This is a genomic window from Jidongwangia harbinensis (assembly GCF_020216025.1).
In the GTDB taxonomy this organism is placed as follows: Bacteria; Actinomycetota; Actinomycetes; order Mycobacteriales; family Micromonosporaceae; genus Actinoplanes; species Actinoplanes harbinensis.
Map to the genome: position 1 here is coordinate 101,472 of NZ_JAIWNC010000001.1, position 13,446 is coordinate 114,917.

Consider the following 13,446-nt stretch of genomic DNA (forward strand, 5'->3'; position numbering starts at 1 on the left):
TGCGGCACCCGCACTCAAGTGCCGTCGACTCACGGGGATCAGCTTGCCGTCTCTCCCGCGCACCGTCCGGGACCGGTGGGTGCTGCTGCGCGCGCTCCGGCCCGGCGGCACCGTTCCGGTGACCCTGCTCTGCCTCGGATACGGCGGTTTCGCGCTGCTGCCGGCCGGATCGGCGGTCGCGATGGGTCTGCTGGTCGACCGGGTACGCCAGGCGTCCGGCGCACCGGCGGTGTGGCTGCCGGCGCTGGCGCTGTTCGTGGGTACGGTCCTGGCCGGGCACCTGATCGACGCGGCGCTGGAACCGCTGCGCTACCTGGTCCGGGCCCGGGTCAACGGGTCGCACCGGGCCACGGTGGCCGCCCTGGTCGCCGGCGCGCCCACCGTCGCGGTCCTGGAACGACCGGCGGTGCAGGACCTGATCCGGACCGCGTCCGGCGATCCGCAGAGCTGGACCGAGCAGACGCCCGGGGACGGCGCGGTCGCCCAGGTGGGTGTGCTGGCGCGCTGGCTCGCCGCGGCGTCGGCGGCCGCGGTGCTGGTCGTGTTCGCCTGGTGGCTCGTCCCGCTGCTGGCCGTGCCGGCGCTGGCGAGCCGGGCGATCCGGCGCCGCGACCTGCTCCGGGTGGTGCGGGTCTGGGCGCACGGCGCCGGCGACGGGCGCCGGGCCGACTACTGGAAGCGGACCGTGCTGTCGCCGTCCACCGGAAAGGAGCAGCGGGTGTACGGGTTCGGCGACTGGGCGGTCGCCCAGGTGCTCACCGCGGTCCGCGCCATGTACGGCCCGATCTGGGCGACCACGCTCCGGGTCCAGCGCTCCGGGGCGGCGAGCGCGCTGCTGATGCTGCTGCCGCTCACCGTCGCCTACGCGGCCGTGACCGTCGCGGTGGTCGACGGCCGGACCCCGGTCGGCGTCCAGGTGGCGGTGTTCCTGGCCGGGCTGGGCGTGTACGTCGCGCTCGGGCCGACCTGGGACGCGCTGGAGACCGAGGGCGCCCTGCGGGTGATGGCCGCGGCGGAGCAGTTGCGCGACGTGCTGGCGCCGGTCCACCGGCGCCCGGCGACCGCACCGGTCGCCCCCCGGAACGGCCGGCCACCGTTGGTCACGTTCGAGGACGTCGGCTTCGGGTATCCGGGCACCGGCCGCACGGTCCTGGACGGCCTGGATCTGCACATCCGCCCGGGCGAGATGCTGGCGCTGGTCGGGCTGAACGGTGCCGGGAAGTCGACGCTCACCAAGCTTCTGGCCGGCCTCTACGAGCCGACCGCCGGGCGGATCCGCGCGGACGGCGTCGATCTCCGCGACGTCGGGCTCCCCCGGTGGCGCGACCAGCTGGCCGTCGTGTTCCAGGACTTCGTCCGCTACGAGCTGCCGATGGCGGACAACGTCACGCTCGGCCGGGCGTCGGTTCCCCCCGATCCGGTGGCGCGCGACCGCGCCGCCGCCGAGGCCGGGCTCGCCGAGGTGCTGGCCCGGCTGCCGGACGGCTGGGCCACGCCGCTGTCCCGGGGCCGGTCCGGCGGGGTCGACCTGTCCGGCGGTCAGTGGCAGAAGGTGGCGCTGGCCCGGGCGCTGTACGCGGTGCACACCGGCGCCCGGATCCTGGTCCTGGACGAACCCACGGCGCATCTCGACGTGCGCAGCGAGGCGGAGCTGTTCGACCGGCTGCGCGACCGCCCGGCCGGCGTGACCGTGGTGCTCATCTCGCACCGGCTGGCCACGGTCCGCCGCAGCGACCGGATCGTGCTGCTGGACGGCGGGCGGGTGGCCGAGTCGGGACACCACGACGACCTGATCCGGCTCGACGGCCGGTACGCCCGGATGTTCCGGACCCAGGCCGAGCGCTTCCGGCCCGGCCACCCGGACCGGGTCGACGTGTGAGGCGGTACCCGGGCCTGTGGTGGCGCCTGTTCCGGCTGTCCTTCCGGGCCCGTCCGGGGGTGGCCGTGGCGGCCCTGACCTGCCGGTTGCTGAGCCTGGTCACGGTGCCCGCGACCGGGCTGGCGCTGAGCTGGGCGGTGAACGCGAGCGGCGCCGGGCTGCGGTCCACGGCGCTGGTCGGCGCCGCCGCGGCCGCGCTCGCGTACACCCTGAACGCGACCGTCGAAGGCGTCGGGCACGGGCTCGGCCTGGTGGTCGTGGACCGGACCGGCCTGCTGCTGCTGGAGCCGGAGATCCTGGGCGAGATCTGCGGCATCGACGGGCTGGACCATCTGGAACGCAGTGACTATCTGGACCGGGTGTCCACCCTGGACCGGGCGGCCTGGGGGCTGGTGGCGGCCGCCTGGAACGCGCTGGACTCGCTGGTGAACCTGGCCCGGCTGGGGATCGTGCTGGCGTTGCTCGGCACCGTCACGCCGTACCTGACGCTGCTGCTGGTGTTCGCGGCGGTCCCGCTCTGGTTCGACGTGCGGGGCCGGCGGGTGCTGACCCGGACCGAACTCGCCACCGCCGAGGACGACCGGCTGCAGCGGCACCTGTTCGACCTGGCCACCCGGGCGGCGCCGGGCGGGGAGATCCGGGTCGCCGGGGCCGCGTCCGACCTGGTCCGCCGGCAGGCCCGCGCCTGGCGGAACGTGCACGACGCCCGGTTCCGGGCGCAGCTGGTGAGCGCGGCCTGGCGGGCCGGCGCCTGGACGGTGTTCACGCTCGGGTTCGCCGGTGCCCTCGCCCTGGTGATCCTGCGGGCGGACCGGGCGCAGGGCACGGTCGGCGACGTGGTGCTGGCGGTCAGCGTCGCCACCACGGTACGCGGGCTGGTGCAGCAGACGGTGGCGAAGTCGGCGCAGACCGCGGAGTCCGGCGTCCTGGTCGAGCCGTACCTGTGGCTGCGCCGGTACGCGGCCGAGGCCCGGGGCGGCGAGGCGGGACACCGGGCGGCGCCGCGCCGGCTCACCGACGGCATCTCGCTGGTCGACCTGACGTACCGGTACCCGGGCACCGGCCGGAACGCGCTGGACGGCGTCACGGTGCACCTCCCGGCCGGCAGCGTCACCGCGGTGGTGGGCGAGTACGGATCCGGCAAGACGACGCTGGTGAAGCTGCTCTGCGGGTTCCACCGACCGGACGGTGGCCGGATCCTGGTGGACGGCGTGGACCTGGCCGGGCTGGACACCCGCGGCTGGTGGCGCCGGATGGCGGTGGCGTTCCAGGACTTCGGCCGTTACCAGGCACCGTTCCGGGAGGCGGTCGGGCTGGGCGAGCCGGGCGACCTGGCGGACGACGACCGGATCCGGGCGGCCGTCCGCGCGGCCGGGGCGGACGACCTGCTCGACCGGTTGCCGCAGGGGCTGTCCACGCCGCTGGGCCGCGACTTCGGCGGCGTGGAGCTGTCCGAGGGCCAGTGGCAGAAGACCGCCCTGGCGCGTGCCTGCATGCGCCGGTCGCCCCTGCTGTTCGTGCTGGACGAGCCGACCGCCTCGCTGGACGCGCCGAGCGAGCGGGCCGTCTTCGACCGCTACCTGCGCCGGGCCCGCGACGCGGCCGGGGACGCCGGTGCGATCACGCTGATCGTCTCGCACCGGTTCGCCACGGTGGCCGACGCCGACCTGATCCTGGTGCTGGACGGGGGCCGGCTGGCCGAGGCGGGCAACCACGACGAGCTGATCGCCGCCGGCGGCCGGTACGCCGCGCTGCACGCGGTCAGCACCCGGGGATACGCGACAACTTCCGGGCCACCGCCGCCAGCGACGCCAGCCCGATGAAGTCGGCCGGCTGGGCGCCGGCGTACCCGGCCGTCCGCAGGCCCACCATCATCGACGGGATCAGCAGGTACTCGCCGCCGGCCTGCGCGTAGCACCGCGACGGGTCGCAGCGGACGCCGGGATGCCAGCGCTGGAACACCGCGACGAGGGCCGCGATGCGCTCGTCGTCCGCGGCGGTGCGCCGGTAGTCCTCCCGGGGACGGAACCGCCCGGTCGCCTCGCACCCGCGCCACGCCGCCTCGCTCGCCGGACGGTCCGGCGCCGAACGGACCAGGCGGTACGAGGTGGGCACGCGCAGCAGCGGGTTGCCGGCCGCGGCGAGCATCAGGTCCTCGTGCAGCGCGGTCAGGTCGACGCCGGTCCCGCTGAGGTGGGCGCGGACCGGCGACGGTCCGGCGTCGTCCACGAAGACCGCCGCCCGGTCCACGCCGTCGTGGGCGGCGATCCGGCGGCCGAGCTGCGCGGCGTCGGCGACGGGAGGCCCCGGCCGGTCGCCGGTCCCGATCGGCGGGACCCCGCGCAGCAGGTCGGCGACGGGACGGTCCGGGTCCTCGGCGACCGCGCGGAGCAGGCCGACCATCCGGTGCAGGGTGTCCACGGCCGGCCCGGGCGGCAGGACGGCGGTGTCCGCGACGAGGTCGATCCGCAGGCCCGGCCACAGCGGGGCGACCTCGAAACGGAGTTCGTCGATCCCGCCGTCCCGCACCTCGACCCGGGCGTCGTCGAAGAGCACACGCGGGCGGTCGTCGGCCTGCTCGCCGAGATAGCCGAAGTACTCGATCATGGCGGGGACCACGAGGGTACCGCCGAACTCGGCGTCCGCCCGGACGCCGTTCATCCGGCAGGCGCCGAAGTCGCGCTGGCTGTGCTGGTAGGCCCGCAACAGGATGCCCTGGGTGTCCCGGCACAGCTGCCGCGCGGTGTGGGCCGGGTCGACCGGCACCCGGCAGACGGTCGCCGTGGCCACCCGCCCGACCATGTGCCGCGTCTCGCGCCGCCACCGGTTGGCCACCGCGGTATGGAAGTGGGCGTCGCCCCCGCCGGCCAGACCGGACAGCACGATCGCGGCGGTCGCGTGGACCACGGCCGCCACCGTCACGCCGCACCGTTCGGCCACCGACGTCAGCGCGGGCAGCAGGTCCACCACCTGCACCATGGCGGCCGAGCGCTGCCGGGTGCCGCCGATGCGCTCCCGGTCGCCCCGGCCCAGCAGCACGTTGCGGGGTACGGCGCGGCGGAACTCCTCCGCCCAGCGCATTCCCCGTTCGCTCCGTCCCCGCAGCCGGCCGGTCTCCAGGTGCGCCCAGTCGATGTTGTGGAACTGGTCGTCGTACCGGATCGCCGGGCCGCCCGGCGCCGGGTCCAGCCGCGCCTCGATCAGTCTCGCCACCGTGGCCAGCGAGAATCCGTCCAGGTCCGCGCAGTTGACGGTCAGCTCGGCCGCGTCGGTCCGGCCCCGCGACCGCGGTACGACGACCCGGACCGCGGGCCGGTCGAGGATGCCGAAGTCGGTCCGCTCGGCCTCGGCGCGGCTCAGCACCGGCACGTCGTAGGACGACAGCACGCACTGCTCCGGCCGGCCGGCGCCGGGTTCGGTGTAGACGGTCCGCAGCGCCTCGAACCGTTCCGCGCACGCGGCGGCCGCCGCCCCCAGGTCCGCCACCCGGGTCCCGTCCGGGACGGCCAGCTGCCAGGTCATCTCCGGACGTGATCCGGGATGGTCCGTCCACCAGGTGTGGTTGTAGAACCAGAACAGCTGCTGGCCCCAGGTGAGCGGGCCGGTACGGACGATCCTCATTCGGGTGCACCTCAGGCGCTCAGCGCGAAGCCGCGGTAGCCGGCGGCGGCGATCTCGTCACACATCTTCCGGTACCCGCCGACGCCGCCGAGATACGGCATGAAGACCCGCGGCCGGCCGGGCACGTTCGCGCCCCGGTACCAGGAGTCGACCGTCGGGTACAGCGTGCCGCGGGCGACGGCGTCGACCTGGCCGACCCAGTCGTCCACCGCCGGCCGGGTGGCCTCGATGGTGGTCAGGCCGCGCCGGCGCAGCGCGTCCAGGCAGTCGGCGATCCACTCCACGTGCTGCTCGATGGAGACCAGCATGTTGCTGAGCACCGACGGGCTGCCCGGCCCGGTGACCGTGAAGAGGTTGGGGAATCCCGCCATCGCCAGGCCGAGGTAGGTGCGCGGCCCGGCCGCCCACTCGTCGCGCAACGACCGGCCGCCGCGCCCGCGCAGGTCGATCGACGCCAGCGCGCCGGTCATCGCGTCGAAGCCGGTGGCGACCACGATGACGTCCAGCCGGTACTCCCGGTTCGCCGTGCGCAGCCCGTGCGCGGTCGCCCGGACCAGCGGGTCGGCCCGGACGTCGACGAGTTGGACGTTGGGCCGGTTGAACGCGGTGTAGTAGCCGGTGTCCAGGCAGATCCGCCGGGTGCCGAAGGGGTAGTCCGGGCACAGCAGCCGGGCGACGCCGGGGTCGCGGACCGTTCGGTGGATCTTCGAGCGGACGAAGCCGGCCACCGTGTCGTTGGCCGGCCGGTCGGTCATCAGGTCGGTGTACGCGGTCATCAGCGCCATCAGGCTGCCGGACCGCCAGCGCTGTTCGAACGTGCCGGCCCGCTCGTCCGGGTCGACGTCGAGCGCGGACCGGGTCGCCGGCGGATACCCGGTCACCATGCCGGAGGACGACAGCCGCTGCTGGCGCCGGAACTCGTCGTGCCGTGCCGTGAACCGGTGCCGCTCGGCGGCACTCAGCGGCCGGTTGTGCGCCGGAACGCTGTACGCCGGGGTGCGCTGGAAGACGCTCAGCCGGCCGGCCTGTTCGGCGAGCACGGGAACGGCCTGCACGGCGGACGAGCCGGTGCCGATCACGCCGATCCGCCGGCCGGCGACCTCGACGCCGTCCGGCGGCCATTCGGCGGTGTGGTGCACCGGGCCGCGGAAGCCGTCCAGGCCCGGAATCCGCGGCCACCTCGGCACCGACAGGCAGCCGGTGGCCAGGACGCAGTACCGGGCCGACACGGTGGTGCCGTGGCTCGTGCGGACCCGCCACACCCGCACCGCCTCGTCGTAGTGTGCCGCGACCACCCGGGTGCCGAGCCGGATGTCGCGACGCAGATCGAAGCGGTCGGCCACCTGCCGCAGATAGCGGAGGATCTCGGGCTGGCCGGCGAACCGTTCCGACCAGTCCCACTCCCGCTCCAGGTCGGCGGAGAAGGAGTACGAGTACTGCAGGCTCTCCACGTCGCAGCGGGCACCCGGATAGCGGTTCCGGTACCAGGTCCCGCCGAGGTCGTCCGCGGCCTCCAGGACCACCGCGGTCAGGCCGAGCCGGCGCAGGCGGTGGAGCAGGTACAGGCCGGCCGGGCCGGCCCCGACGACGACGACGTCCGGCCGGTCGGCGGGCCCGTCCATCAGCGGTCCCGGGCCGGGCGCGCCACGACGGGCAGCCGCCGGAAGCCCCGCATCGTCGCGCTGCGCCGTCGCCGCCCGGAACCGCCCGGGCGCAGGTCCAGCCGGCGGGCCAGCACCTCCAGCGCCACCTCCCCCTCCAGCCGGGCCAGCGCCGCACCGAGGCAGAAGTGCGGGCCGGCGGAGAAGGCCAGGTGCTCGGCGGCCGGCGGGCGGGTGAGGTCGAATCGGTCCGGATGGGCGTACGCCGCCGGATCGCGGTTCGCCGCGCCCAGCAACGCGAAGACCCATTCGCCCGGCCGCAACGGCACGCCGCCGAGCTCGACCGCCTCGTGGGTGACCCGGGCGACCCGCTGGACCGGCGCGTCGTAGCGCAGCGTCTCCTCCACGGCGCGGGCGGCCAGGGCCGGGTCGGCCCGCAGCATCGCCCACTGGTCCGGGTGGCTCAGCAGCGCGTGGACCGCGTTCCCCAGCAGGTTCACCGTCGTGTCGAACCCGGCGACCAGCAGCAGCGTGCAGAGCGCCCGCAGCTCGGCCGGGCTGAGCTGCTCCCCCTCGGCGGCGAGCAGCCGGCTGACCAGGTCGTCGCCGGGTGCCCGGCGGCGCCGCACGATCAGCTCGGCGAAGGTCCGGTCGAGCGCGGCCCGGGCCAGCCGCAACCGCCTGGCCTGGCCGAGTGACCGGGCACCGTCCAGGCCGTCGCCGATGGTCCGGCCGTACCGGACCAGGGCGGCCCGGTCCGCGCCGGACAGGCCGAGCAGGTCGCTGATCACGGCGATCGGCAGCGGCACCGCGACCGCCGCGATCAGGTCGAAGGAGCGGTGGCCGGCGGCGCTCTCCACGAGCCGGGCGGTGATGTCCTCGACCCGCGGCCGGAACTGCGCGATCCGGCGGGGCGTGAACGCCGGCGCGACGAGTCGCCGCAGCCGGCCGTGGTCGGGCGGGTCCCGGTCGAGGAAGGACAGCTCGGTGGGGCTGTCGGCGGGCGGCTCGTCCCGGGCCTGCACGCCGTACCGGCGGTCGCGGAGCATCTCGTCGCACAGCGCGTGGCTGGTCGTCACCCAGGCGCCCGTGCGGGTGCGCACCATCGGCCCGGTGGCCCGGATCCGGTCGTAGCGGGGGTACGGATCGAACCGGCCCGGCCACACCTCGAGCTGCGCCATCGGGTCCCGGCGGGCCAGCGCGTGCACGGCCAGGCGGGCCCGCCGCCGGTGCAGCGCGATCCCGTACGCCACGGTGTCGGTCAGCGCGCTCACGGCTGCTCGTCGGAGTCCACCGCGGCCAGGCAGAGGTGCCGCAGCCGGGCGTCGTATCCGATCAGGACGGTCCGCCCCGGCGCGCGGGTCCGGCCGGCCCGGGCCAGTTGCGACCAGCCCGCGGTGCACAGCTGCCCGGGGCGGGCCACGGTCACCGGCGACGCGACGGAGCCGAGGTGGTCCGCCGGGACCGCCGGGGAGGCGATCACCCGTACCCGGTCGTGCTCGCCGGCCAGGTCCGGCAGGTGCGCCTTGAGGAGCGCACCGACCTCGTCCGGAGCCACGCCCGGGAACTGCCGCAACGGCAGGCCGGGACGGCCCGGCCCGGGCGCCGGTTCGAGCAGCAGCGCGACCGCCCGGTCGGTGGCCGGCAGACCGGTCCGGTCGGCGACGTGCCAGGGGACGGTGGCCTGGTCCAGGATCAGCACCAGGATGTGGCGCAGCGGGACGGTGGCGGCGTACGCACCGGCGACCCGCAGCGCGCTGAACGGCACCACCGAGCCCTGGTCGCAGAGCGTCAGACCGAGCGGCGCGGCGGGCAGCGCGCCGGTCAGGAACGTGCCGGGGAACCGGCGGTGGTCCAGATCCGGTACGGCGTGGCAGAGGATCACCAGGTCCACCGACGACCAGCCCGGACCCAGCTCGTCGACCAGCCGCCGGGCCATCGTGGTGAACGCGGTGTATCCACCGGCCCGCAGGATCTCCGGCCGGAACCGGCCGCCGCCGCTCGCGACGAGGTCGGACAGGTACTCCTCCGCCCCGGGACCCGGCCGGTCGGCGCCCGGCGGCCCGAAACCGCGGTCGTACGCGGCGACCAGGCGCAGCGGCAGCGCCGCGGTCCCGCCGGGGCGGCGTGCGGGCGCGGCGGCGGTCACGAGCACGGCGGACCGCTCACCTGGGTGTGCACGTACCCGGCCAGCGACCGCACGGTGGCGAAGTGGTGCTGTTCCAGGTCGTCCAGGTCGAAGTCGGCGTCCAGGCCGGCCTCGATCTCCAGGATCAGCTGCAGCGCGCTGATCGAGTCGACGCCGAGCTCGTCGAGCAGGCGGTCGTCGTACCCGATCTCGCCCACTCCGCGCCGGAGCACCCGGGCGACCACCCGGCGGACCAGGTCCAGGTGCCCGTCGCCGGGCTGGACGGCGGAGGTGGTGCGGCGATCGGTCATCGTGCGGCTCCTTCGGTCATCGGATGCGGCGTCCCGGCCATCAGGTCGTCGCTCAGGTGCTGGGCCCGGAGCAGGTCGTCCACGGTGTCCCGGCGGCGGATCAGGTAAGCCCGGCCGCGGTCGACCAGCACCTCGGCCGGGTGGCCGTGGCTGAGGAACAGCACCGGCGAGGCGGACGGCCCGTACGCGCCGGAGCGCAGCACCCCGACGAGGTCGCCGACCCGGACCGGCGGCAGGCCGACCGCCTTGCCGAGGGTGTCGTTGGGCGTGCACAGCGGCCCGGTCACGTGCCACCGTTCGGTGCGCGGCTCGTCCATCCGGTTGAGCAGCGCCAGTGGATAGTTCCGCTTGACCAGGGTGCCGACGCCCACGGCCGCCATGTGGTGGTTGGTGCCGCCGTCCACGATCGCGAAGTTCTCGCCGTGCGAGGTCTTGGTGTAGTTGACCCGGGTCACGTACACGCCCGCGGGTCCGGCCAGGTAGCGGCCGACCTCGAGCAGGATCCGGGTCCGCGGGTGGCGGGCCGCGAAGTCGCCGACGATCGGGGTGAGCAGGCCGGTGAGCAGGTCCAGGTCCAGGTCGCGTTCGCCGTCGAAGTAGGCGATGCCGAGGCCGCCGCCGACGTCCACCATCTCCAGCGGGAAGCCGCCGTGCCGGCTCAGGCGATCGGCCAGCTCGAGGATGCGGGCGGTGTTCTCCGCGACGACCTGTTCGTTCAGGATCCGGGTGCCCACGTACGTGTGGATCCCGGTCAGGCGGACACCCGGGCGGCGTAGCCGGCCGGGTCCGGTCGCCAGCAGGTGGGCCTCGTCGATGCCGAACTGACCGGGCCGGCCACCCATGGTCAGCGCCGAGCCCTTCACCGCGAAGCCGGGGTTCACCCGCAGCATCACGGGCGCGACCGTGCCGTGCGCCCGGGCCCGCTCGTCGATCAGGTCGAGTTCGCCGAACGACTCGCAGACGATCGCCGCGACGCCGGCCCGCAGGCAGGCGTCCACCTCGTCGACGGTCTTGCCCGGGCCCAGGAACACGATGTGCCCCGCGGGCACCCCGGCGCGTTGCGCGGTGACCAGTTCGGCCAGCGACGAGACCTCGGCCCGGGCGCCCAGCCCGCGCAGCAGTGCGCAGATCGACAGGTTCGGGTTGGCCTTGAGCGAGTAGAACACCTCCATCGCCGGGGGCAGCCCGGCGCGGAGGCCGGCCCATCGCCGCCGCAGGATCTCGCCGTCGTAGAGGTACAGGGGGGTGCCGAACGTGCCGGCCAGCCGGCCGACGGGCAGTCCCTGGATCGCGAATTCGGCGGTCATCGCTCCGCCGCCTCCCCCAGCACCGCGAGCCGCCGGGCCAGTTCCCGGTCCAGGGCGCGCAACCGCGCCTCCGAATCGGCCAGCAGGAGCACGTACAGCCGCCCGTCGAACGGCCCGGCGCCCTCGGTCGCGGCCGCGGCCGCGTTGAGCGTGGCGAAGTTGTGCACCACGACTCCGCCGTCGCCGTGCCGGGTGTGCAGCAGTCCGCCGAGTTCCCGGCGCAGCGTGCCGAACGGCACCCGGGCCGCCAGCCGGACCGGATGGTGCCGGGCCAGCGCCCGCCGCCCGGCGCCCAGCAGTTCCTCGAGGCGCAGCTGGTAGGTGGACATGTTGTTCCGGGCGTTGATCTCGATGACCGGGAACAACCGGCCGTCCTCGGTGATGAGCGCGTCGATCCCGGCGACGCCGCGGTACCCGTCGGCCGCCAGCCGCCGGCCGATCGCCTCGCCCGCGTCGCGCAGCACCGACTCCTGCCCGCCGGTCAGATCGGGCGGGAACCGGTGTCCCCGGTGCACTCCGCCGTCGGTCACCGCCTCCTTGACGAAGTCGAATCGGACCGCGCCGTCGGCGCCCACGGTGACCTGGTAGTTCAGGTCGGTCCGGCGATCCACCCAGAACTCGACGACGACGGCCAGCCGGTCGTCGCCGGTGCGCTCGGCCCGCCGGGCGAACTTGCGGGACACCTGGTCCAGACGGGCCGCGTCCGCGACGATCAGGATGCCCTTGCCGGACACCCCGAACGCCTCCTTGACCGCGACCGTGACACCGTCCGCGACGAGCGGCCGGGCGTACCGGCAGGCCGCCGCCCAGTCGGCGAGGTTCTCGCAGGTCCATCCGGTCGGCTGGGGCAGGCCGAGCGCGTCCGCCAGCCGCCGGCTGTAGATCTTGCTGTTCACCGCCTTGCAGACCGCGGCGGGACTGCCCGCGAGCGGCAGGCCGCAGGCCCGGGCGAGATCCTCCTCCAGCGCCGAGACACCGTGCGGCACCAGCTGCGCGCCGGCCGGCGACAGCTGCCGGAGCCGGTCCAGCAGCCGCGGGTCGGCCAACGCGTCCGCGGTCACCACCCGGTGCGGCTCCGGCGCGGCGGGAGACAGCACCTGGGGCGGGTCCACCCCCAGCTCGCACAGGTAGCTCAGGAAGTCGGGGTCGGGCGGCGCCTTGACCAGGACGTGGTCCTTCTCCCCGGCCAGGAACAGCGCGAACTCGTCCATCCGGTGCACCACCGCGGTGCTGGTGGTGAGTCCGGTGCCGGGCAGCCCGGGTTCGCCCGCGGCCCACTGGCGCTCGACCTCGAAGTTGCCCACCACGACCATGGGCGCCGCGCGGTCGGTGAGCAGCGACTCGCGCAGCCGGTCCAGGAAGTCCCGCATCCGTACCCCCGTCAGTGTTGTAGGACCATCGCCGAGAACGTGGCGCCCAGACCGACCGACGCCATCAGGTACCGGTCGCCGCGTCGCAGCTGCCCGGCTTCGACCGCGGTGCGGTAGTTGAGGAACGGGTCGGCGCAGAAGCAGTGCCCGAGCAACGGCACGTTGGTCAGCAGCACCCGGTCGACCGGAAACGGCAGCACCTGGCACAGCCGGATCCAGGAGTGCCGGTTCACGTTGTGCGGCAGGATCACCGCGAGGTCCGCCAGCCGCAGTCCGGCCCGGCGCACCGCGGCCCGCACGACGCCGGCCAGGCGGTCGAAGTACTCGGCCCGGAACTGCTCGGCGAGGCGTTCCGGCAGCCGCCGTCCGAGGTGGAACCGGCCCTCCGTCCGGGTGGCGTAGGACAGCACCCGATCGGTGCGGCCGTCCAGGCGGACCAGCGCCGCGGCCGACGCCTCGCCCATGGCCGACGTCTCCGGGATCGTCCGGACGTCCGCGGTGAACGCCTTCTCCCCGGACAGCACCAGCGCCCGGGCCGCCGGGTCGCCGTCCTGGGCCAGCAGCCGCCCGGCCAGATCCACCGCGAGCAGGCCGGACGCGCAGGCGTGCTGGGTGACCGTGAAGGCCATGGCGCCGTCCAGGCCGAGGCCGTCCCGGACCTCCTCGACCGCACAGACCGGGTACGGCTGCGCCGACTCCACCGTGCGGGCGTGGATCAGGTACCGGATCCGGTCCTCGCGCCCGCGCAGCCCGGTCAGGCCGTCCGCCGCGGCGCGCAGCAGGTGGGTGAGCCCGCCGTCCGGATCCCGGGCCACCTCGCGGAGTCCGAAGTAGCGCTGGAACACCCGCACGTCCGTCGGGCCGAGGCCGCCCGGGCCGGTGAGGTCGCCGATCGGTGTCCGCGCCGCCGGGACGAACGTGGCCACCTCCTCGATCGCGGTCACGGCTGGTGCTGCTTCGCGACGGCGTCCGACAGGTGCGCCACCAGATCGTCGATGGTCGGGTGGTCCCAGATGAACGTGGGCTCCAGCCCGATGCACAGCCGGTCCTCGATGTCCGCGCCCAGCGCGAGCGCCAGCACCGAGTGCAGCCCGTACTCCGCCAGCGACCGGGCCGGGTCGATCTGCCCGGGCGGACAGTCCAGGTAGACGGCGACCCGCGCGGTCAGCCAGGAGCGCAGGGACGCGGCCGCGTCGCCGGCGGCGAAACTCGTCATCGCACCCTCCCCG

Annotated in this window: 11 protein-coding genes; 2 read left to right on the plus strand and 9 right to left on the minus strand. The window is 75.1% G+C overall.

Annotated elements, in window-relative coordinates:
- Positions 1-43 precede the first annotated feature (43 nt).
- Together LDL48_RS00450 and LDL48_RS00455 are read left to right on the plus strand one after the other, a co-directional pair.
- A complete protein-coding gene (locus tag LDL48_RS00450; RefSeq protein ID WP_225252908.1) occupies positions 44-1,879 on the plus strand; it encodes an ABC transporter ATP-binding protein in 1,836 nt (611 codons plus the stop codon).
- The gene (locus LDL48_RS00455; RefSeq protein WP_225252909.1) at positions 1,876-3,702 is read left to right on the plus strand and encodes an ABC transporter ATP-binding protein; all 1,827 of its coding nucleotides are present in this window, start codon (positions 1,876-1,878) and stop codon (positions 3,700-3,702) included. The genes LDL48_RS00450 and LDL48_RS00455 overlap by 4 nt, the downstream gene beginning before the upstream one ends.
- Here the strand turns inward: LDL48_RS00455 and LDL48_RS00460 are convergent.
- The 9 genes from LDL48_RS00460 to LDL48_RS00500 are packed head-to-tail and all read right to left on the minus strand — an operon-like array spanning position 3,641 to position 13,433.
- On the minus strand, positions 3,641-5,500 hold the full coding sequence (locus LDL48_RS00460; protein WP_225252910.1) for a condensation domain-containing protein: 1,860 nt from the start codon (positions 5,498-5,500) through the stop codon (positions 3,641-3,643). The genes LDL48_RS00455 and LDL48_RS00460 overlap by 62 nt on opposite strands.
- Positions 5,501-5,511: 11 nt before the next feature.
- Positions 5,512-7,122, minus strand: coding sequence for a flavin-containing monooxygenase (locus tag LDL48_RS00465; protein WP_225252911.1), 1,611 nt, complete (start codon positions 7,120-7,122; stop codon positions 5,512-5,514).
- Complete coding sequence (locus tag LDL48_RS00470; protein ID WP_225252912.1) at positions 7,122-8,375, minus strand: cytochrome P450; 1,254 nt, start codon at positions 8,373-8,375, stop codon at positions 7,122-7,124. Before LDL48_RS00470 ends, LDL48_RS00465 begins: the two co-directional genes overlap by 1 nt.
- Complete coding sequence (locus LDL48_RS00475; protein WP_225252913.1) at positions 8,372-9,256, minus strand: beta-ketoacyl-[acyl-carrier-protein] synthase family protein; 885 nt, start codon at positions 9,254-9,256, stop codon at positions 8,372-8,374. Before LDL48_RS00475 ends, LDL48_RS00470 begins: the two co-directional genes overlap by 4 nt.
- Positions 9,247-9,540, minus strand: coding sequence for an acyl carrier protein (locus LDL48_RS00480; RefSeq protein ID WP_225252914.1), 294 nt, complete (start codon positions 9,538-9,540; stop codon positions 9,247-9,249). Before LDL48_RS00480 ends, LDL48_RS00475 begins: the two co-directional genes overlap by 10 nt.
- The gene (locus LDL48_RS00485) at positions 9,537-10,847 is read right to left on the minus strand and encodes a type III PLP-dependent enzyme (protein WP_225252915.1); all 1,311 of its coding nucleotides are present in this window, start codon (positions 10,845-10,847) and stop codon (positions 9,537-9,539) included. Before LDL48_RS00485 ends, LDL48_RS00480 begins: the two co-directional genes overlap by 4 nt.
- Positions 10,844-12,217 carry a preATP grasp domain-containing protein gene (locus tag LDL48_RS00490; protein ID WP_225252916.1) on the minus strand — a complete coding sequence of 458 codons (1,374 nt, stop codon included), beginning with the start codon at positions 12,215-12,217 and terminating at the stop codon, positions 10,844-10,846. The genes LDL48_RS00485 and LDL48_RS00490 overlap by 4 nt, the downstream gene beginning before the upstream one ends.
- 11 nt (positions 12,218-12,228) lie before the next feature.
- On the minus strand, positions 12,229-13,161 hold the full coding sequence (locus LDL48_RS44350) for a 3-oxoacyl-[acyl-carrier-protein] synthase III C-terminal domain-containing protein (RefSeq protein WP_225252917.1): 933 nt from the start codon (positions 13,159-13,161) through the stop codon (positions 12,229-12,231).
- The gene (locus LDL48_RS00500; RefSeq protein ID WP_225252918.1) at positions 13,158-13,433 is read right to left on the minus strand and encodes an acyl carrier protein; all 276 of its coding nucleotides are present in this window, start codon (positions 13,431-13,433) and stop codon (positions 13,158-13,160) included. The genes LDL48_RS44350 and LDL48_RS00500 overlap by 4 nt, the downstream gene beginning before the upstream one ends.
- Positions 13,434-13,446: the final 13 nt, after the last annotated feature.